The 20,353-nt window shown below is 68.7% G+C and carries 21 protein-coding genes and 2 tRNA genes; 16 read left to right on the top strand and 7 right to left on the bottom strand.

Annotation, left to right across the window (positions count from 1 at the left end):
* Positions 1-87 precede the first annotated feature (87 nt).
* Positions 88-474, top strand: coding sequence for a hypothetical protein (locus tag AB2U09_RS20565; RefSeq protein ID WP_459194615.1), 387 nt, complete (start codon positions 88-90; stop codon positions 472-474).
* A gap of 765 nt (positions 475-1,239) precedes the next feature.
* Here AB2U09_RS20565 and AB2U09_RS20560 read toward each other — a convergent pair.
* Both AB2U09_RS20560 and AB2U09_RS20555 read right to left on the bottom strand, forming a co-directional pair.
* Positions 1,240-1,311: transfer RNA gene (locus AB2U09_RS20560), tRNA-Thr, on the bottom strand.
* Between the two features lie 98 nt (positions 1,312-1,409).
* Complete coding sequence (locus AB2U09_RS20555; protein ID WP_459194614.1) at positions 1,410-2,198, bottom strand: DUF7114 family protein; 789 nt, start codon at positions 2,196-2,198, stop codon at positions 1,410-1,412.
* Between the two features lie 129 nt (positions 2,199-2,327).
* Here AB2U09_RS20555 and AB2U09_RS20550 point away from each other — a divergent pair, with 129 nt between their 5' ends.
* Positions 2,328-3,008 (top strand): enoyl-CoA hydratase/isomerase family protein, encoded by a 681-nt coding sequence (locus AB2U09_RS20550; RefSeq protein ID WP_459194613.1) that lies wholly within the window; start codon positions 2,328-2,330, stop codon positions 3,006-3,008.
* 72 nt (positions 3,009-3,080) lie between these two features.
* Positions 3,081-3,791: a thioredoxin-like domain-containing protein gene (locus AB2U09_RS20545; RefSeq protein ID WP_459194612.1), complete on the top strand. Its 711-nt coding sequence runs from the start codon at positions 3,081-3,083 to the stop codon at positions 3,789-3,791.
* 37 nt (positions 3,792-3,828) lie between these two features.
* On the opposite strand, the gene AB2U09_RS20540 is transcribed toward AB2U09_RS20545, so the two are convergent.
* The gene (locus AB2U09_RS20540) at positions 3,829-4,662 is read right to left on the bottom strand and encodes an NAD+ synthase (RefSeq protein ID WP_459194611.1); all 834 of its coding nucleotides are present in this window, start codon (positions 4,660-4,662) and stop codon (positions 3,829-3,831) included.
* Positions 4,663-4,784: 122 nt separating this feature from the next.
* Between AB2U09_RS20540 and AB2U09_RS20535 the strand changes: the two genes are divergently transcribed.
* From AB2U09_RS20535 to AB2U09_RS20480, 12 genes are all read left to right on the top strand, one after another.
* A tRNA-Gly gene (locus AB2U09_RS20535) sits at positions 4,785-4,855 on the top strand.
* 368 nt (positions 4,856-5,223) lie between these two features.
* Entirely contained in the window at positions 5,224-8,223 is a 3,000-nt protein-coding gene (locus tag AB2U09_RS20530) for a bacterio-opsin activator domain-containing protein (RefSeq protein WP_459194610.1), read from the top strand.
* Between the two features lie 99 nt (positions 8,224-8,322).
* Complete coding sequence (locus tag AB2U09_RS20525; protein WP_459194609.1) at positions 8,323-9,849, top strand: glycoside hydrolase family 140 protein; 1,527 nt, start codon at positions 8,323-8,325, stop codon at positions 9,847-9,849.
* A gap of 126 nt (positions 9,850-9,975) precedes the next feature.
* The gene (locus tag AB2U09_RS20520; RefSeq protein ID WP_459194608.1) at positions 9,976-11,031 is read left to right on the top strand and encodes an AAA family ATPase; all 1,056 of its coding nucleotides are present in this window, start codon (positions 9,976-9,978) and stop codon (positions 11,029-11,031) included.
* 118 nt (positions 11,032-11,149) lie between these two features.
* A complete protein-coding gene (locus AB2U09_RS20515) occupies positions 11,150-11,464 on the top strand; it encodes a 30S ribosomal protein S24e (protein ID WP_459194607.1) in 315 nt (104 codons plus the stop codon).
* A 1-nt stretch (position 11,465) separates the two neighbouring features.
* Positions 11,466-11,600: a 30S ribosomal protein S27ae gene (locus tag AB2U09_RS20510; protein WP_459194606.1), complete on the top strand. Its 135-nt coding sequence runs from the start codon at positions 11,466-11,468 to the stop codon at positions 11,598-11,600.
* A 118-nt stretch (positions 11,601-11,718) separates the two neighbouring features.
* Positions 11,719-12,294: a twin-arginine translocase subunit TatC gene (locus tag AB2U09_RS20505; RefSeq protein ID WP_459194605.1), complete on the top strand. Its 576-nt coding sequence runs from the start codon at positions 11,719-11,721 to the stop codon at positions 12,292-12,294.
* A 63-nt stretch (positions 12,295-12,357) separates the two neighbouring features.
* The gene (locus tag AB2U09_RS20500) at positions 12,358-14,052 is read left to right on the top strand and encodes a bifunctional N(6)-L-threonylcarbamoyladenine synthase/serine/threonine protein kinase (RefSeq protein ID WP_459194604.1); all 1,695 of its coding nucleotides are present in this window, start codon (positions 12,358-12,360) and stop codon (positions 14,050-14,052) included.
* Positions 14,053-14,151: 99 nt separating this feature from the next.
* On the top strand, positions 14,152-14,607 hold the full coding sequence (locus tag AB2U09_RS20495; RefSeq protein ID WP_459194603.1) for a universal stress protein: 456 nt from the start codon (positions 14,152-14,154) through the stop codon (positions 14,605-14,607).
* Positions 14,608-14,644: 37 nt separating this feature from the next.
* Positions 14,645-16,138 carry an outer membrane protein assembly factor BamB family protein gene (locus tag AB2U09_RS20490; protein WP_459194602.1) on the top strand — a complete coding sequence of 498 codons (1,494 nt, stop codon included), beginning with the start codon at positions 14,645-14,647 and terminating at the stop codon, positions 16,136-16,138.
* An 83-nt stretch (positions 16,139-16,221) separates the two neighbouring features.
* A complete protein-coding gene (locus AB2U09_RS20485) occupies positions 16,222-16,500 on the top strand; it encodes a DUF5808 domain-containing protein (RefSeq protein ID WP_459194601.1) in 279 nt (92 codons plus the stop codon).
* 111 nt (positions 16,501-16,611) lie between these two features.
* Positions 16,612-17,280: a non-canonical purine NTP pyrophosphatase gene (locus tag AB2U09_RS20480; protein ID WP_459194600.1), complete on the top strand. Its 669-nt coding sequence runs from the start codon at positions 16,612-16,614 to the stop codon at positions 17,278-17,280.
* 37 nt (positions 17,281-17,317) lie between these two features.
* Here the strand turns inward: AB2U09_RS20480 and AB2U09_RS20475 are convergent, their stop codons facing one another.
* The 4 genes from AB2U09_RS20475 to AB2U09_RS20460 form a co-directional block, all read right to left on the bottom strand.
* Positions 17,318-17,788, bottom strand: coding sequence for a DUF7384 family protein (locus tag AB2U09_RS20475; protein WP_459194599.1), 471 nt, complete (start codon positions 17,786-17,788; stop codon positions 17,318-17,320).
* Positions 17,785-17,934, bottom strand: a complete 150-nt coding sequence (locus tag AB2U09_RS20470; protein ID WP_459194598.1) for a hypothetical protein — start codon at positions 17,932-17,934, stop codon at positions 17,785-17,787. Before AB2U09_RS20470 ends, AB2U09_RS20475 begins: the two co-directional genes overlap by 4 nt.
* 287 nt (positions 17,935-18,221) lie before the next feature.
* A complete protein-coding gene (locus AB2U09_RS20465; protein WP_459194597.1) occupies positions 18,222-18,893 on the bottom strand; it encodes a potassium channel family protein in 672 nt (223 codons plus the stop codon).
* 93 nt (positions 18,894-18,986) lie between these two features.
* Positions 18,987-20,000 carry a hypothetical protein gene (locus tag AB2U09_RS20460; protein WP_459194596.1) on the bottom strand — a complete coding sequence of 338 codons (1,014 nt, stop codon included), beginning with the start codon at positions 19,998-20,000 and terminating at the stop codon, positions 18,987-18,989.
* Between the two features lie 130 nt (positions 20,001-20,130).
* Here AB2U09_RS20460 and AB2U09_RS20455 point away from each other — a divergent pair, with 130 nt between their 5' ends.
* Entirely contained in the window at positions 20,131-20,328 is a 198-nt protein-coding gene (locus tag AB2U09_RS20455; RefSeq protein ID WP_459194595.1) for a heavy-metal-associated domain-containing protein, read from the top strand.
* The last annotated feature ends 25 nt before the right edge of the window (positions 20,329-20,353 follow it).

Genomic DNA, 20,353 nt, shown 5'->3' with positions numbered 1-20,353 from the left:
CGGCCGTTCCACGACTGGCTCCGTTCGTCCGCGTTCCGCGCGAGAAGTTAAAAGGGATCGCGCCCTATCCACCGGCGAGGCGACCACATGACGGCGCGCGACCCCTCGTTCGCGATCCCGGGCCGGCCCGAGCGCAAGTACCCCCGGAGCGGCGGCGTCGAGTACGAGGGCGAAACGGTGTTCGTCCTGACGCCGGACGCCGACCGCTCCGACGGCGACCTCGAAGCCCTCGTCGCCTCCGTCCTCGACGACGGCCCCTACCGCTCGGGCGATTTCATGGAACTCCCGATGCTCCTCTATCTAGTTCGCGACGAGGAGACCACCGACGTGTTCCGCGTTACCGTCCGCAACTGCGCCGTCCAGTTGCACGTCCTCCCCGAGACCGACTCCGAGGGGCTGCGACGCTTCTACGACCGGCTCTGCGACCGATCGGACTGTGAGTGGTCGGTCGCCTGCCGGACGGACTTTGGATAGTAAAGCAAGGATAGCAGGGTGCTACTTACACTGAATCTCTCAGTTTCGGTGAGGTCAACCAGATAATTGATGCGGTCATATATACGAGCGCGAAGACGATAGACTTCATTAATGGATCATTTAAGGAGGGAAACCACGTGATCAAGGACGGTAAATATACGAATAAGTAATAGTTTGACAGGAATCCAAGCCCGATAGCGATGCTCACTCGTCTGCCGAAATTACGGAACACGTCCAAATCTGTCGGATTTTGCGGCCGCTTCACTCTCTTTCGCCGCCGCTGTTCTATCCACGAAGCGGGGAGTCCAAGGACTCTATCGAAAAACGTAGCTATTCCGTACGCTCCCCCAATACCCGCTAGATAACCCCCTAGTTCTGAGAGGGGCAGCCCTGCAAAATTGTTCGAAACCAGTACAAATGATCCCAGCAACACACCGGCAGTGGTGCTGGCAATGAATGAAGTAAATGAGGCTCCCTGGGACAGAATATAGTATCCTCCCGCGATCGCTGCATTAGTCGTTCCGCAGTCTCCAGAATAACTGCTCTCAACAGATCTGATCCGATTGAGACTCGGAAGCACCGAAGCAAGAGCTATTAGTCCCAAACCTATGTCCGAAAGGCCGACCATGTTTGTTGTCGACAGAGAAAGTGTTTAGACATATCTGATTTACGATGGTTATCGAACTCATCACTCTGGATCCGAATCGAAACAGTCGGGCAACGAACCCATGCGTTTACGAAATACTTCTGTGAGGATGTCTGAAAAGCCTAGGCCGGGATTTGAACCCGGGCTCTCGTCCTTACCAAGGACGCGCTTTACCTCTAAGCTACCCAGGCGCCATCACTCAGTTGCCGCGATTCGTCTTTAGGCGTTTCGATCCTTCTGCCGGCGTGTGGGCCCGCCACATGGGAGACGGCGACGGGACGCGGCCGACTCAGAACCGTTCGGCCAGCGCGGCTGGCGTCGTCTCGGAGAACAAGCCCTCGGCGAGGGGCAGTGTGCCCTCCGTCCGAGCGAGTTCACCGACGTGCGCCCGGAGATCCGCCGTGGCCTCGCCGCCGGCCGCGGTGGTTCCCGCGACCGCGGCGAGTTCGAACACGTCGGCTTCCAGGTTGCCGTCGAAGCGCTCGTCGCCGCTGACCCGACGGCGGGTCTGGTCGCCGCCGAACGAGCGGACGACCGCGACGGCTTCGCGGGCGGCCTCGGTCCGCGCGAGCAGGTAGAACCCGCGGGCGACCATCACGTCGGCCGCGAGGATGTCCATGTCCGCGGCGTCGGCCTCGGTGGGCGCGGCCGGGTCCGCCGGGACGCCCTCACCGTCTGAGAGGGCGACGTCTCCGCCGTCGGTCCACTCGCGGTGTTCGGACCCCGACGAGCCGCCGGGAACCCCGCCGCCGGAGGCCCCGTCGGTGGGTTCCTCACCGGCGGGGGCTGCCGAAGCGCCCTCGCGCTCCCACGGGGGGTCCCGCGAGAGCGTCCGCGTGAGGCGAAGTCCCTCGTAGATGAGCTGGACCCCGGCGCCGCGCTCGGCGATGCCGTCCAGTGATGCACCCTCTCCGTCGGCGTCTCCAGCGGCGACTGCACGCGCACTCAGCACCGTCAATACGCCAGGTGCCATCGACCCGTCTTCGAGGCGTTCGCGGATCCGCTCGCGGAGGCGGTCGGGCTCGACGTCGCCGACCGCGTCCGTCGCGGCCACACGGACCGCCGCGGCTTCCTCCATTGGCGTCGGCTAGCGGGGGCAAGGGCAAAGACCTTTGGAAACGATTCACCGAACGATACCGATGGCGACGCCTACGACGGGAGATCCGCCGTTCGCGACCGTTCGTTCCACTGGTGCGGGGGCCCCGCAGTGATCGAAACCGCCACCGACGGCGACGTCTGCGTGGTGACGCTCGACCGCCCCGAGCGACGCAACGCCCTCACCGTCGAGGCGCTCGACGACCTCGAAACCGCCATCGAAACGGCCGACGAACCCGTCGTCTTCCTCCGCGGTGCGGGTTCCGCGTTCTGCGCCGGCGCCGATCTGGATGCCGTCGCTTCGCTGGACGGACGGGAGGCCGCCGAGGCGTTCGCACGGCGGGGCCAGGAAGTCGCAGCGACGCTCGCCAGCGCAGACGCCATCGTCGTGGCGGGCGTCGACGGCGCGGCCAGAGGCGGCGGCGTCGAACTCACACTCGCCTGCGACGTGCGCGTCGCGACGACTGACGCGACCTTCGCCGAGACGGGCGCGACGATCGGCCTGTTCGGCGCCTGGGGCGGGACGGCTCGCCTCCCGGAGGTCGTCGGCCTCGGCGAGGCGATGGATCTCGCACTCTCCGGGCGCGTCGTCGACGCCGAGGAGGCGCTCCGGATGGGACTCGTCTCCCGCGTGGTCGACGCTCACCGGACCGTCGCCGAGGAGATCGCCGCCAACGACCCGGCCGCGCTGGCCGTGATCAAGGATCGACTGCGCGACCGTGCCGACCGCGCCGTCAAAGAACGCCGGGAGGCCGAGGCGTTCGCCGACCTGCACGCCGGCTTCGACCGGTAGAGTGACACCTCAGTGTGTTCTGTCACCCCGAGAACCGAAACCGTTGAAAGCACAGCCGACTCAGTGAGTGTAATGCCGGACTGCGACTACTGTGGGGCGACGTTCGACGGCGAGGAGGCCTATCTGGACCACCTCGCCGCGGAGCACAAGGGGGAACTGAAGTCGATCGACCAGCGACGGGTCGCCGAGCGCGACCCCGATTCGGACGGCGGATTCCCCCTCGGGCCGGCCATCCTCGTCGGGTTACTGGCGTTCTCGGGTGCGCTCGTCGTCTACGTCACCTTCATCATGGGCGGATCCGGCGGCACCGCGTCGGCGAGCGGCTTGCCCGACAGCGGTGACCAGTCGGTGATCTCGCAGGTCGAGACCGAGGCGTCGACCGGCAACAGCCACGTCCAGCCGGGAACGAACATCGACTACCAGACCGTCCCGCCGACCAGCGGCACCCACTACCGCGGTACCTGGGAGGACGCCGGCTTCTACACCGAGCAGAAACAACTGGGCTCGCTCGTCCACTCGCTCGAACACGGCGCGATCGTCGTCTACTACGACCCCGCCGAGATCTCAGACGCCGGCGAGGACGGCCTGCGCGGCTGGGCGAACAACCAGACCGGCCAGTGGCGGAACTTCATCGCCGTCCCCAACCCCAACGACGACCCCGAGGCGACCTACGTCCTCACCGCCTGGGAAAAGCGCCTGACGATGGACCAGTACGACGCCGGGAAAGTCCGCGCGTTCGTCGCCGAGTACGTCGGTCGCGGCCCGGAGAACCCAGTCCGGTAACGCCCTACTTCTCGCTCGGTACTCGGTGTTTCGACGCTCAGTGCAGCGGGTCGGGCTCGGGCGGCGCCGTTCGCTTGTGTTCACTGCGCTCGTAGAGGCCGCGAACTTTCTCGACGACATCCGCGTCGACGCCGATCGCGTCGGCGGTCACCGAGGTCGACAGCGGCCCGTCCACGTGTAGCGCGAGGATGGAGTCGAGCGTGTCGTAGTCCATCCCGAGTTCGCCCTCGTCGGTCTGGCCTTCCCAGAGCCCGGCGCTCGATTGCTTGCCCGCCAGGTCGTCGGGGACGCCGATGTGACGCGCGAGCTGGCGGACCTGCTGTTTGTAGAGGTTGCCGATCGGGTGGCAGTCGACCGCGCCGTCGCCGTACTTGGTGAAGTAGCCCACCAGCGCCTCGCTGCGGTTGCCCGTCCCGACGACCAGCCCGTCCTCGTGGTTGGCGACGAGGTAGTTCAACACGCCGCGGATCCGCGCCCGGAGGTTCCCCGTCGCGGTCGTATCATCGGCGGCATCGAGGTAGGAATCGAGGAACGAGTCGACCAGCGGGTTGATCCCGACCACGTCGTACTCCACGTCGAGCAGTTCGCTCGCCACTCGCTCGGCGTCACTCATGTTCTCCTCGCGGTTGACCTCGCTCGGCTGGACCAGCGCGTGGACGTTCTCGGCGCCGACCGCCTCGACGACCAGGTGGGAGGTCAGCGTGCTGTCGATGCCCCCGGAAAGGCCGATAATCGCCTGCTCGGCCCCCGCAGCCTCGTACTGGGCCTCGATGAACTCGACGATGTGCTCGCGGTGGGCATCGAGTTCGTCGGTCGAGAGCGTCAGGTCGATCGGATCGTCCGCTCGGGCGACCGTTTCTGTCGCAGTCATGGCAGACGCTTGGGGTGGCGGCGACTAATAGCCTCGCGTCGGCGTCTCTCGGTGACCGTCCGTTCACTCTCACGAAGCGCTACGTTCAAGTAATCGGACCTGCCACGTTCACCTGCACGGGCGCGCCGTTGGTCCAGTGGTAGGACATTAGCTTCCCAAGCTAATAGCCCGGGTTCAATTCCCGGACGGCGCATACGCCACCATCTTTTTCGCGGGCGGGTTTCCTTGGTCGCCAGCGGCGACCTGCGGGAACCCGCCCGCGAAAAAGATGGGTGAAAAAGCCGGGTGCAGCGGTCGCTTCGCTCCCTCGCACCCGGTACGACGGATCCAGACTCCGAACAGTCACTGCACCGCTGACAGCCACCGCACCGCAGACAGCCACCGCACCGCTGACAGCTACTGGACCGCCTACCGCTACCAGAGACAACTACCGCACCACAGCCACCACACCGACACTGTTCGGCGAGAACGGACTCCGAGGCCCGGACAGGCAGTGTCTCTCCGTCCGGCCGTTCCCCGCGATACTTGGGTTTAAGCCGATCGGAGCGAAAGACGTGGACAATGCAAGGGAGTGGGCGGGTTCTCGTGGCCGGTCGGCACACAGCGCGCGTGTCGACCCTCGCTGACGGGCTCGCGGCGGCCGGATCGCTGTCGACCGAGACGGCGACCGCGGCCGAACCGACCGAGATCGACGGCATCGAGCGCGCCGACTGCCTCGTCTGGGTGGGCGAGGCGACCGTCGACGGCCTCGCGGACCTCGTCGAACGGACGGACCGACAGTCGACGCCGGTCGTGATCGTGGACGACGGCGACATCACGCCGGCCGCGGCCTTCGACGCAGGCGTCGCCGATTACGTCCGGGCAGGCGACGGTGAGGCGTCTGTTCTCGCGCGCCGGGTCGAGCGATTGCTCGCGGGAACCGCCGAACCGGCCGACAGCGCGCCCGCGACGGCCGCGGACGGGCGCGGGGAACACGCTGAGCCGTCAGGAGGCAGTACGCTGGCGCCCGAAACGGGTGCCGAACTGCAGCGCAACGAACGAGCGTTGCGTGACCTCCAGCGGCTCGCATCGTCGCGCGACCTCTCGTTTCCGGAGAAACTCGAACGGGCGCTCGCGGTCGGCTGCGAGCGACTGGACCTCGATCTGGGCTATCTCACGCGGATCGAGGACGGCACGCAGACCGTCGTGGCCACCCACGGTGATCCCGAGGCGTTCGAACCGGGATCGAGCGCGCCGCTGTGCGAGACGTACTGCCGGCGAGCGCTCGACGCGGACGGGGTACTCGGGGTCGAAGACACCGTCGCTGCGGGCTGGGACGACGACCCCGCCGACGAGCGGTTCGGACTCCGGTGTTACCTCGGCGGGACGCTGGTCGTCGACGGCGAGCGCTACGGAACGCTCTGTTTCGGGGCCGACAGCGTCCGGGAGCGACCGTTCAGCGAGGCCGAGGAGACGTTTATCGAACTGCTCGTCGAGTGGGTGAGCTTCGAACTGGAACGGCGCGAGCACGACCGGGAACTGGGCCGCTACGAGACCATCGTCCGGTCGGTCGACGACGGCGTCTACGAACTCGACACCGAAGGTCGGTTCACGTTCGTCAACCCCGCGATGTCCCGGATCACCGGCTACGACCCGGACGAACTCGTCGGCGAGCACGTCTCGACGGTCAAGGGCGACGAGGCGACCGAGGAGGCCGTCGCGGCGCTGCTCGCGGGCGAGGAGACCGAGCGGACCGTCGAGTCCGTCGTCCAGCGCAAGCGCGGGCCGCCGGTCCCCTGCGAGGACAGCGTAACGGTCCGGACCGACGAAGACGGGGAGGTCCGCGCCGTCGTCGGTGTCGTCCGCGACGTGACCGAGCAGAAGGCCCACCGCGAGATGCTCTCCGAGCTGGTGACCTCCTCGCGGTCGCTCATGCAGGCCCGCGACCGCGAGGAAGTCGCGGAGATGGCCGCACAGGCGGTCAGGAACGTCCTCGGATACGAGTTGAACGTCGTCCGCCTGTTCGACCGCGACGAGGACCGCCTGTACCCCGCCGGGACGACCGACGCGGTCGTCGAGAGCGGAGCGGAGCCGGCGGCCTACGGCGTCGACGAGGGCGGGCCGGGCCGGGCGTTCGTCGACGGCGAGTTGATCGTCGACGAGGACCCGTCGTCGGACGCCTGCGATCACGGCATCGTCCGCTCGGCGCTGCACGTCCCGATGGGCGTCCACGGCACCATCAGCATCGGCTCGGAGGAGCCAGACGACTTCTCGGACACCGACCAGCGAGCGGCCCAGTTGCTTGCGACCAGCGCGGCCGCGGCGGCCAACCGCGCCAAGCGCGAACAGGAGGTCCGCGACGCGCGCGAGCGGGTGGACACGCTCGTCGACCGGATCAACGGTCTCATCGAGAACACCGTCGAGGTGCTCGTTCAGGCGGGCACCCGCGAGGAGCTCGAACGCGGCGTCGTCGAGCAACTCGTCGCGACCGAGCCCTACGCCTTCGCGTGGATCGGTCGGCCGGATCTGGCTGCCGACCGGGTCGAGGCGGCCGCGTGGGACGGCGACGTGCCCGCGCTTGAATCCGCAGTAGAGTCGCTCTCGCTGGACCGGGCGGCCGCCCGCGACGCCGCCGACCCCGCCGCGCTCGCGCTGGACGACGAGGCCATCCACATCGTCGACGACCTCGCCGACGCACCGGGCGACAGCGTCCACGCCACCGCTCACGAGGCCGGCCTCGGGTCGATGATCGCGGTCCCGCTCACGTACAAGGACGCCGGCTACGGCGTCCTCTGCGTGTACGCGCCGGAACCCGACGCCTTCGCCGACCGCGAGCAGGTCGTCCTCAGCGCGCTGGGCCGGGCGATCGCGAACGCCGTCAACGCTATCGAGAGCGGGCGCATCCTCTCGACCGACCGCGTCGTCGAACTGGAGTTCACCGTCCGCGACAGCGACCTCCTCTTCGGCCGCCTCTCGGCGCAGACGGACGCCGCGCTGGAGCTGACGGGTTCGGTCCACGAGTCCGACGGCAGTCTCCGGCTGTACATCGCAGCGAGCGGGGCCGACGCCGAGGCGCTCGAATCGGCGCTGGCCGCGGACGACGCCGTCACCTCCACGACGACTATCGTCGACCACGACGGTGAAGCCCTCCTCGAAGCCGTCGTCGAGGACTCGCTCGTGGCAGTGCTGGCCGACCACGGCGCGGTCACCCGCTCGGTCACCGCGGAGGACGGCGTAAGCCGGTACACCATCGAACTCCCCTACGAGGCCGAGGCCCGCGAGGTGTTCGAACTCGTCGCCGACCGCTACGAGGGGACGGACCTCGTGGGCTACCACGAACACGAGCGACCGGTCCGAACCCGTCAGGAGTTCCGCGAGGCCGTCACCGACCGGTTCACCGACCGTCAGGAGACCGCCATCCGGACGGCGTTCCTCGGCGGATTCTTCGAGTGGCCCCGCGACGTCGACGGCGACGACCTCGCCGAGTCGATGGACATCTCCCGGCCCACCTACCACCAGCACCTCCGCGCCGCTCAGCGCAAGGTCTTCGACGAGCTGTTCGATCCGCACTCCGGGCGGTAGCGAACGACCCTTCGAGACGAAACCGAGTCCGTGCGAGCGAGTTGCGGTGAGAACTGCTCGTTTCCCCAGCTATATCCCCTGACTGACCGCCCCGAGTGTATGGCCGCAACGTGGAACCCAGTTGAAATGACGTTCGAGGCCGCCGACCCGCCCGGCGACCCGTACGGACAGGAGGTCCTCGACGTCCGGTTCGAACACGAATCGGGCACGACTACCGTCGTGCCGGCCTTCTGGGACGGTGGTGACGTCTTCCGCGTCCGATTCGCCCCCTCCGAGACGGGCACCTGGACCTGGGAGAGCCTGACAGACGATCCGGGACTCGAAGCGACGGGCAGTTTCGTCGCCGATGCGGGCGACGCCGATTCCGCGCTTCACGAGCACGGCTATCTACAGGCCGGTGAGCGCGCGCTGTATCACACCGACGGCGAGCCGTTCTTCTGGCTCGCCGACACGGCCTGGACCGCGAGCACCCGCGCCACCGTCGAGGAGTGGGAGCAGTACCTGAACTACCGCGTCGAACAGGGGTACAACGTGGTTCAGGTGAACGCGCTCCGGCAACACGACGGGTCACGACCCCACGACCGGCTCCCTTTCGAGAACTGGGACCTCTCGCGACCGAACCTCGAGTACTTTCGACACCTCGACGAGCTCGTGTCGATGGCCCACGACCGCGGCGTCGTCCCGGCGCTGGTCGCGCTCTGGTTCGAGTACGCCGGCGAGAACCTCGACTGGGGCATCTCCGCCGAGTCACGCCACGAACACTCGCCCGAACAGGCGCGGACGCTCGGCCGCTATCTCGGCGCGCGCTACGGCGCGTACGGCGCCGCGTGGCTGGTCTCGGGGGACTCCGAGTTCGGCGAATCCTCGGTGGCTATCTACCGTGCGGCCGCCGAGGCGCTCGGCGACGCCTGCCAGTACCCGCTACGGACGGCCCATCAGCCCGGCGGACAGAACACGCCCGCGCTCGTCAACGACGAGGCGTGGCTGGACTTCCACATGTACCAGTCGGGGCACACCCACGACCTCGCCGTCCCAGAGAGCCAGGCCCGCGCGAATCGCGCGCTCCACCCGGCGCGACCGGTCCTCAACGGCGAACCCTGCTACGCCGACATGCAGGGCTACGCGAGCGACGAGGTGTTCGACCGCGAGACGGTCCGGGCAGCCGGGTGGCTGAGCGTCCTCGCGGGGGCGAACGCCGGACTCACCTACGGTGCGCTGGGCGTCTGGCCGTGGCATCGTACCGGAGACACGTTCGGGTCGGCGGGCCTCTGGGGCGACCCGAAACCGTGGGACGAGGCGATGAAACTGCCCAGCGCCGACGATTACGCACGGCTGGCAGCGTTCGTCGGCGAACGAAGGGTCGAGTCGCTCTCGCCGCGCCCAGACCTGCTCGCGGAGAGCGCGACGGGTGAGGCGGCAGCGGTCACGCCCGATGCGGTGCTGGTCTACCTGCGCGACGGGCGGGCGGTGACGCTACGGGACGCGCCACCGGTCACGGCCTGGGAGTGGCGCGACCCGGCCACCGGAGAAACGACAGGTGCGGAGGCGTCCGACACCGACGACCTTGAGATCACGGCGCCGCCCTTCGATGGTGACGCAGTACTCGTCGGGAACCGCGGTCGCTGACGTGAGGGCCGGGGCGGTGGTGTCGCGTGACACCACTGCCGATGGTCGTCGGTATTGCAGGTGCTCCGCCAGGCCACCGAACCGAGAGAGGTGGATTGATACGCTGGGGTCGCTTACCGACAGGCGATGGCCGACGAGGACAGCGAGGACGCGGCCGCGGCGGTCGAGGGGCCGCTGTGGACCGAGACGCACGCGCCGGCGCTCGACGACCTCCCGCAGCCGGAGGTGCGCGACCACCTGGAGAGCGTCGTCTCCGAGCCGATGAATCTGCTCGTCCACGGGCCGAAAGGCGCCGGCAAGACCGCCGCCGTCCGCGCGCTGGCCGACGAACTCCACGACAACCCCGACGCCGACCTCGTGGAGATCAACGTCGCCGACTTCTTCGACATGACCAAAAAGGAGGTGAGCCAGGACGACCGCTTCGCGCAGTTCATCGACTCGAAACGGCGCCGGGAGTCCTCGAAGGCCGACCTCATCAACCACGTCCTCAAGGAGTCGGCGAGCTACGCGCCCGTCTCGGGCAACTACAAGACCGTCCTGCTGGACAACGCCGAGGGCGTCCGCGAGGACTTCCAGCAGGCGCTGCGCCGCGTGATGGAGCAGTACTACGAAGCGACGCAGTTCGTCATCGCGACGCGCCAGCCCTCGGCGCTCATCCCGCCGATCCGCTCGCGGTGTTTCCCCGTCTCGGTCCGCAAGCCGACCCACGAAGAGACCGTCGCGGTCCTCGAGGACATCGTCGAGGCCGAGGGCGCCGACCACGACGACGAGGGCCTCGAGTACGTGGCGGGCTACGCCGACGGCGACCTCCGCGAGGCGATCCTCGCCGCCCAGACCACCTACGAGCAGGAAGGCGAGATCACGATGAACACCGCCTACGAGGTGCTGGGATCGCTCGGCGCCGACGAGCGCGTCCAGGAGATGATCACCGCCGCCGAGGCCGGCGAGTTCACCGACGCCCGCAAGACGCTCGACGACCTGCTCGTCGACGAGGGCCACAGCGGCGACGAAGTACTCGAAGACGTGCTGACGGTCGCGCGCTCGCGGTACTCCGGCGAGGAGCTTGCACGCGTTCACGAGCTCGCGGGCGAGATCGACCTCGACCTCCACGAGGGGACCAGCGACCGCATCCACGTCTCGCACCTGCTCGCGGAACTCGGCGAGATGCGCGCCGGTCGGTGACGAAGGTCCCAGTCGGAGCGCCGCGAGCGCCCCCGGACGCTTCGACGGGCGTCGCTGGCCGCGTTATTCGCTTCGAAATCCTTTTACCCGCTTCGCGGGGAGTATTGGACAACGAACCATGGACATCGACATCATCGAGGAAGCGGAGAATCCGATGTTGCATCGGACGGACGTGCGATTCGAGATGACTCACGACGAGGCCACGCCCTCGCGGCTCTCGGTCCGCGACTCGCTGGCGGCGAAGCTCAACAAGGACGCCGAAGAAGTCGTCGTCCACGAGCTCGACACTAAGTTCGGCATGCGCAAGACCGTCGGCTACGCGAAGGTCTACGACGACGCCGAGTACGCCCGCGACGTCGAGCAGGACCACATGCTCGAGCGCAACAAGATCGTCGCCGAGGACGGCGAGGCCGAAGAGGCCGAGGAGGCCTGAGATGGCGCGCAACGAGTTCTACGGCGACGACGGCACCACGGAACGCGAGCAGTGCCCCCGCTGCGGCGACACCTTCCTCGCCGACCACGGCGACCGCAAGCACTGCGGCAAGTGCAGCTACACCGAGTGGGAGTAACTCCCTCGTTTTCCGCGGTTTCACCCGTCCCATAGCCGCTGTACTCGGGCTTTCCGGCGCTCTCGACTCGTCGACCGGACAGAAGGTTGATGCCGGTGCCGTCTGGAGTTTCGGCTGAATGACCAGTCCCTCCACGCAGATGGCGAGCGACGGTTCGGGGCTCCGGGCCGTCGGCGCCGAGATGCGAAACCTCTGGACCGCGCTGGCCGCGATCGCCGCGTTTCTGGTCGGGAGCCTATCGACGTGGTTCGCGTTGCGGGTTTCCCTCTGGCCCGTGCTGAAGTCCGACCTGGCCACCGCGACCGACGTCACTATCGTCGCTACCACGCCGTGGGACGTGATCCTCATGCAGGCCCAGGTCGCGGCCGCGGTCGGACTGCTGCTCGCGGTCGAGACGGTCCTCTACCGGAGCCGTAGCGCGCTGCTGAGCGAACGGTGGTGGCCGGGCGCGCCGCTGCCCTCGGGAGTGCGAATCCTTCTCGCCGCCGTCGGCGTCGCTCTGTTGCCGGTCGGGGCCGCGCTGGGCTACGACCACGTCGTCCCCATCGTCGTCGACTTGCTCGCGGGCGAGGGCGCTACCTGGACCATCGTACAGTGGGGCCGAATCACGACAGGAATCGCCGCCGTGTCGGGACTGGCCGTCCAGACGGCGTTCGTCAGCGTCGTGGTCTCCCTCGGCGGCCGACCGAGATAGGTCGGCAGGTCCGTTCCAGACCGAAGTCGTCTTTTCCGTGCGCGGCCGAGCATCTGGAACCACATGGCCGCGAGCGCGTCGGACGGGGACGGTGACGGAGACATCCGCCGAGTGCTGGGCATCGAGGGGACCGCGTGGGCGGCCAGCGCCGCCGTCTACGAGGTCGAGACCGACGAGGTCACCATCGAGAGCGACCCGTACCAGCCCGACAGCGGCGGCATCCACCCTCGCGAGGCGGCCGAACACATGAGCGAAGCCGTCCCCGCAGTCGTCGAGACGGCAATCGAGACTGCTCGCGAGCGAGCGGCCGAGGACGGTCGCGACGCCGACGAATCGCCCATCGACGCCGTCGCCTTCTCGCGGGGGCCGGGCCTCGGTCCCTGCCTCCGGATCGTCGGGACCGCAGCGCGCGCCGTCGCCCAGCGATTCGACGTCCCGCTTGTCGGCGTCAACCACATGGTGGCCCACCTCGAAATCGGGCGCCACCGGTCGGGATTCGACGCGCCGGTCTGTCTCAACGCCAGCGGCGCGAACGCCCACGTGCTGGCCTACCGTAACGGCCGCTACCGCGTGCTGGGCGAGACGATGGACACCGGCGTCGGCAACGCGCTGGACAAGTTCACGCGTCACGTCGGCTGGTCTCACCCCGGCGGGCCGAAGGTCGAGACCCACGCGAAAGCGGGAGAGTACGTCGACCTGCCCTACGTCGTCAAGGGGATGGACTTCTCCTTCTCGGGGATCATGAGCGCGGCGAAGCAGGAACACGACGACGGAACCCCGGTCGAAGACGTCTGTCGCGGGCTGGAGGAGACGGTGTTCGCGATGCTCACTGAAGTGAGCGAGCGGGCACTGTCGCTGACGGGCCGGGACGAACTCGTCCTCGGCGGCGGCGTCGGCCAGAACGAGCGCCTGCAGGGGATGCTCCGGGAGATGTGCGAGCAGCGCGGCGCCGACCTGCACGTCCCCGAAAATCGCTTCCTGCGGGACAACGCCGGGATGATCGCCGTCCTCGGCGCGAAGATGGCCGCCGCGGGCGACACCCTCGAGATCGAGGAGTCGGCCATCGACTCCGACTTCCGGCCGGACGAGGTGCCTGTAACGTGGCGATCCGGCGAACCAGTGGACCGCGTGAGGGCGGGTACAGATGCGGACGCCGGAGCGAGCGCGACCGAACAGCAGGGCGCGGAGGCGACAGTCACCATCAAGGGCGACCGCGTCGTCAAGCGGCGGAATCCGCGGTCGTACCGTCATCCCGCGCTGGACGAACGACTGCGTAGCGAGCGGACGCGCATCGAGGCGCGACTGACCAGCGCAGCGCGCCGGGAGGGCGTTCCGACGCCGCTCGTTCGCGATATCGACACCGAGTCGGCGACCATCGTCTTCCAGCGGGTCGGCGACTGCGACCTCGACGGCGGGCTGACCGACGAGAACGTCCGCGCGGTCGGCCGCCACCTCGCGGCGATCCACGACGCGGGGTTCGTCCACGGTGACCCGACGACGCGGAACGTACGCGTCGGGTCCGCGGGCTCGGGTGACGACCGGGTGTTCCTCATCGATTTCGGGCTGGGCTATCACACCGGCCACGAGGAGGACCACGCGATGGACCTGCACGTCTTCGCCCAGAGCCTCGCGGGGACCGCAGACGACCACGAGCGCCTGCAGGCCGCGGCCGAGGAGGCCTATCGAGCCACGAGCGACCGCGCCGACACCGTACTCGACCGGCTCCGGGAGATCGAAGGCCGCGGGCGCTACCAGTAACGGAGAAGAGGGGCCGTTGCCGACCGGGCCGATCCGATCGTGGCTGTGTTAGCCGATACCACGGAGTTTTAAATATCCGTCCGTGAACATACGAACACTATGGAGCAACCACTGGTCGTGTACGACGACGAGAACACGGAGCTGTTGAAAGAAGCGGGGGAACTCGCAGCGGGCGTCGACGCGACGCTGACGATCGTCTCGCTGATGACCTCCGAGGAGTTCAGGGACGCGCGCGAGGCGCTCGACGTCGTCGCGAAGGAAGAGCACACGAGCTACGACGACAGCGTCGTCATCGACGCGGCCAAACGGCAGGCCAAAGACGCCGCCGAGGACGTCTTCGCGGACGTCGACGTCGACTGGCAAGTCATCGGCGCTCGCATCGGCGACAGCGAGAGCGAGGCCGACCGCATCCTCGAAGTCGCCGACGAGAACGACGTCGACCACGTGTTCATCACCGGTCAGAAGCGCTCGCCGACCGGGAAAGCCGTCTTCGGCGACCGCGCTCAGGCGATCATCCTGAACTTCGACGGACCGGTCACGAGCCTGCTCGGGTAACGGAAGACTTACTCCGCCCGACCGTTCTCCCGGATACATGGACGACCAGCAGACGCTGCGCCGGCGGACCCTCCTTCGCCGCGCAGGGACTGGCGCGCTCGCCCTCGCAACGCTCGGTGGTGCGGCCGGGACAGCGACTGCCGCCGCGACTGATGCGGACGGCGACGGAGCGGCCGACCGCTCGGCCGCCGGCGCCGCACCCGCTGCGCGCCAGACGGCCGACGTGTCCCCGACGCAGTGGCCGCAGTTTCAGGCCGACGCCCGCAACAGCGGCTTCACCGAGACGCCCGGCCCCGCGGAGGGGTCGGTCGCCTGGCGATTCGACACCGCCGAGCCCGGCGTGCGGACCGCGACGCCGCCCGCCACCGGCACGCCGTTCGACGAGCCGCCGGGCGACGCGCGCGACAACGTGGTTTCTTCCCCGGCTGTCGCCGACGGGACCGTCTACGTCGGCAGCAACGACGGCTCTCTCTACGCGATCGACACCGTCGACGGTGACGAAGAGTGGAGCTACGACATCGGCGAGGAAGTGATGTCCTCGCCGGCGGTCGTCGACGGCACCGTCTACGTCGGCAGTCACGACGGGCAACTCCACGCCGTCGGCGCCGACAGCGGCGAGGAGGAGTGGACGTTCGGAACCGACGGCACAGTCTTCGCCTCTCCTACCTATCACGACGGGACGCTCTACGTCGGCTCGCAGTCGGGCACGATGTACGCCGTCGACACCTCCGGCGAGGAGGTCTGGCAGCGGTCGGTGGCCGATCGGGTCGACTCGACCGCCGCCGTCGTCGACGACACCGTCTACGTCGGCCTGTGGAACGACGACCACACCGGGAGCGTCGTCGCGCTCGACGCGGCCGACGGGTCTCAGGTTCAGGAGTACCCCGCGGCGGGCGAGATCGCCTGTTCGCCGACGGTCGCCGACGGCGTCGTCTACTTCGGCGACTACGCGGGCGTCTTCTACGCGGTCGAGATCGGCACCGTCGAGGCCGTCTGGCGCCGCCAGTTCGGCGGCCCGATCCTCGCGTCCCCGGTCGTCGAAGGGGGAACCGTCTACGGGGCGGGCTCCGGCGGGCGACTCCTGGCGATGGACGTGACCAACGGGGACGTCCACTGGCAATTCGAGACGGGCAACCAGATCCTCTCCTCGCCCGCCGTCACCCGGGACGCGGTCTACGTCGGCAGCGCCGACGACTCGCTGTACGCGATCGACCGCGACACCGGCGATGAACTGTTCGCCATCGACGCCGACGACGACGTCCTCTCCTCGCCCGCCGTCACCGCCGGCGCCGTCTTCGTCGGCAGTAGCGACAGCCGCGTCTACGCGGTCGGCGACCCGACCGGCGGCGAATCCGTCGACGCAACGCCCCCGGGAACGACCGACTCGGCGGGGACCGCAACCGCGCCAACGGGCGGGTCCGGCACCACCACTGACGACGGTCCGGGCTTCGGCGCGCTCGGCGCGCTGGCGGGACTCGGGCTCGGTGCGTGGCAGCGAGCCCGTGCCGGACGGTCCGGCGACGACGAGTGAGGACGGCGCGGCGGCCCCGCTGGACGCGGTCGCGACGGCTGGCGGTGGAAAACCACTTAACCGATCCGCCCCAATCGTGGCGCATGGTCGACAAGCCCACTTCGGGTTCGCTTTTCGGCATTCCGTACAACTTCGAACAGCCGAGCCTCAAGCGTATGCTCTCGACGTACTGGCAGCCCGGCGAGGGCATGCTCGTCGAGAAGCCCTTCGGCGTCGGCTACACCCTGAACCTCGCGAGCTGGCGGTCGTGGGTCGTCCTCGCCGTCGCGGGCGCGCTCTGGTGGCAGCAGAGCCAGGGCGCCGGGACCACCGAGTTCGAAGACGAACGCGACGAACCCGTCGAAGTCGTCGTCGAGGACTGAACGCCCAGCCGCCCCGTTTTCCGCGTGCCTGTCCACCGGCCAGCGGCAGCGTCGTCCGACGAGACGCGCGAAACCAACGCGCCTATGACGACCGGAGCGCACTCCCCGGATATGACCATCCGGTTCGTCACGACGAATCCAGGGAAGGTCCGCGAGGCCCGGGAGTACCTCGCGGAGCCGGTCGAGCAGTTCGATTTCGACACGCCGGAGATCCAGAGCGACGACCTCGGCGCCATCGCCGCCCACAAGGCGCGAGCCGCCTACGAATACGCCGACGAACCCGTCTTCGTCGACGACGCGGGGCTGTTCGTCGAGGCCTTCGACGGGTTCCCGGGCCCGTACTCCTCGTACGTCCACGACACCGTCGGCGTCAAGCGAGTCTGGCGACTCGCCAGCGAGGAAGACGACCGCGCAGCCAGCTTCCGCGGCGTCGTCGCCTACTGTGACGGCGGGGGCTTCGAGGCGACGCCGGAGCCGGTCGACCGCGACGACCGCCGCGGACAGGACCTGTCGGCCGACGAGCGCGGGGCGGCGACGACCGACGAGCAGGTCCGGGAGGCCGACGACGGCGACCTACCCGTGAAGCTCTTCTACGGCGTCGTCCCCGGTGAGATCGTCGAGCCCCGGGGGTCGGGCGGATTCGGATACGATCCCATCTTCGAGTACGACGACCGCACGTTCGCCGAGATGGATGCAGACGAGAAAAACGCCGTCTCCCACCGCGGCCGGGCGCTGGCGAAGTTCGCCGAGTGGCTGGAGACCCGCGAGACGACCGACTGAGTGGCTGCATATCCCCTCCATCGAGGACTGCTCGTTGTTATGCTCGCGGGTCGCGGTCCGGCCCGGGGTACTCGCCGTCCTCGACCGCCTCGTACAGCGATTCCGGGTCGAACAGGGTCGCGAACGCCTTCGGGTGTTTGACGCTCGTCTCGACGCGACCGCGGACGGCCGCGCCGGCAGCCGCCGACTGGAGGTCCTCGTCGAACGTCAGGACGTGCATCGCGCCGCCATGGAGCGCCGAGGCCAGCGCGGGGTGGTCCCCGGCAGGGTGTTCGACGGGCTCGCGCAACGCCTCGATCCGGTCGCGCCAGTCCGCGGCGAGGTCGGGGTCGGCGAGGCCGGCGATCACCGCTTCGGCGTCGTCGAGCAGCGGGTCGCTGGCGACGAGCGCCGTCCACGAGTGCGAGCGGAGGCGGTCCAGCGCCTCGCGGGCGTCGCCGCCGACCAGGAGATCCGCTGCCAACACGTCCGCGTCGGCGACCACCCGCGCCGGACTGGGTTCGGTCACGGCTCTTCCTCCGCCCCTTCGCCGTCATCCCCGTCCGCGCCGCCACGTTCCGTTCGCTCCGTACGCCGGGTCGAGAGCGCCGCCCGGACGTCCTCGACAGTCACCTCGCGGTCGTTCGCCCGCTCGAACAGGTCGCCCCACGACATGTCCGAACAGACGGTGCTGGACGGGGTAAAACACACGGCTCGGCCAGGCAGTCACCTCGCTGCCGGACCGGGCGATTCGGTCAAAGCGGGAAAACCGACTGACTGCGGCGAGTCTGACACCCGTCCGACGGGTGCTTAAATGGACGGGCCGAGCAGGGGCGCGTGGGCGCGCAGCGACGGCCTCATTCCCATCCTCCCCACCGCGCGCCCGGTCAGCAACCGATCCAAGACGCCCCGCGGTCGCACGGTGCGACCGCGACCTTCGATCCCGAACAGCGCCGAGCCAGTCAGACCGCGGCCGCCTCGTCGCCGCGGAGGAACGCCCGGATCTCGGGGAGGTCCGCTGGCGCGGCCATCAGCGCCACGTTGTCGCCGGCCTCGATCTTCGTCTGGGGCAGCGGGATCTCCATCGGCTCGTCGCTCCGCCCGTGGGCGTAGATGTGGGCGTCGCCCTGCAGGTCGACCTCGACGACGCGGCGGCCGATGAGCGGCGACCCCTCGGGGATGGAGACGGTCGCGACCGACAGCTCCTCGGTCAGGTCCGCGAGGACGTTGAAGTCACCGCCCAGCAGCGCGGTCTTGGCACCCGCGGCGCCCAGCCGCTCGGGATAGATGATCTCGTCGACGTCCTCGGCGTACTTCTCGTAGATCTCCTGACGGTAGTCCTCGTCGATGCGCAGTGCGGTCCGCAGGCCGTAGTGCTTGCCGAGCATGCACGCCGAGAAGTTGGTGTTGAGGTCGCCGGTCAGCGCGCCGACGGCATCGGCGTCCCGGATCCCCGCCTCCTCCAGCGTCGACTCCTCCGCGCCGTCGCCCTCGACGACTGTGAACCCCTCCTCTCTGGCGCGCTCGACCTTCAGCGGGTCGTTGTCGACGACGACGAGGTCGTGGCCCTCGCTCTGCAGGATGCGGGCCGTCCGCATCCCCACGCGGCCGAAGCCGACGATGACGAACTTCATGGTAGTGTGTAACACCGCCGTCCCCAAAACTGTACTCCCGGGGCACTCCCCGAGGGGGGCCCGACCGTCAGCACCCCGAGTGTGATTCCTCGCTCACGGCGTCTCCGTCGCCGAATCGAAACCCCGTCCCCCGGTGGTCCTGCTCCCGTCGGAATCGCCGTCGTCGGCTTCGAACCGCCCGACGCCGACGCCCGCGACGACCGAGAGGGCCGCGACGAGGGCCGTCGAGACGAGCGCGTCGGGGATCGACGCCCCGATCGTCGCGAACGACAGGCCGCTCGTCCCGGCACCGCCGATCGTCACGTACCAGGTCACCACAGGCCACGCGACCAGCAGCCCGCCCAGTGCACCGGCCACGGCTGTCCCCAGAACGCGGCGCGACGCGGTCGTCACGCCGTACCGGCGGGCCGTCAGGGCCCCCAGCGCGACGCCGCCCCCGAGGAGGACGAGGTCGCTGGCGAGCCGCCCGGCCTGGAGGTAGGTCACGACAGTCGTCCCGATGCTCCCGAACTGCGGGAGCGACGCCGGGACTCCGACGCCGTCGCCCGCGACTATGGCGATGGTACCGACGGAATCCAGCACGTAGCCGGCCCCGACGAGGGCAGCCGCGCCGAGTCCGACCGACAGGAGCGGTCGCGTCGACCGGGCCGGTGCACCCTCCTCGCGAGCGGTCGCGAGCGCGACGCCGGCCAGCGCGGCCACCGTGAGGACGCCGGGAACGCCGACGAGCAGTGCCGTCACCGTGAGTAACTCCATAAAGGGGTTGGAACGCATCGTGCCGCCGGCGACGACGGTCCCCGCGAAGATGAGAAGCATCGTTGTCGCGCCGGCGGCGGCGACGACGCCGACGTACCGGAGATACGTCCGGCCGACGTCGCGGTGGCGGGCCTCTCGATATCCCAGCGCGCAGGCGCCGGCGAGCACGAGGGCCATTCCGACCGCGCCCAGCGCCGTCGAGACGGCGGCGGTCGCGGCGGGCGATCCGAACCCCGGGAGCCACTCGATGGTTCGACGGCGGTTCGCGACGACTCCGGGGAAAAACTGGACGGCGACGGCGAGGACTGTCAGGACTGCCGGGAGGAGGGCCGTGCGAGCGGCGCGGCGCATACCCGTCCGTTCGCCCGTCGGCCATATAAAGCGTTGGACTTCTCACACGTCTATCGCGGACTCGTCGGACGCTCTCGGACGGATCGCCGCATCCGTGGCACACAAGAGCCTCGCGGCCTTCTACTCACGTATGAGTCGAGAGATCACCGTTACGGGAATGAGCTGCGAAGGCTGCGAACAGAGCGTCGAAGACGCACTCGAAAGCGTGACGGGCGTGGAAGCCGCGACGGCCGACCGCGAGTCCGAGACGGCGACCGTCGAGGGCGACGCCGACGAAGGCGAGCTCGTGGCCGCGGTCGAGGACGCCGGCTACGAGGCGTCGGCCTGAAGCGCCAGAACGTTCTGCTGCGAGA

The organism is Halosimplex yunnanense, assembly GCF_054504345.1.
Note: the sequence above shows the minus strand (reverse complement) of the source record. Positions and strands in the feature narration are given on the sequence as shown.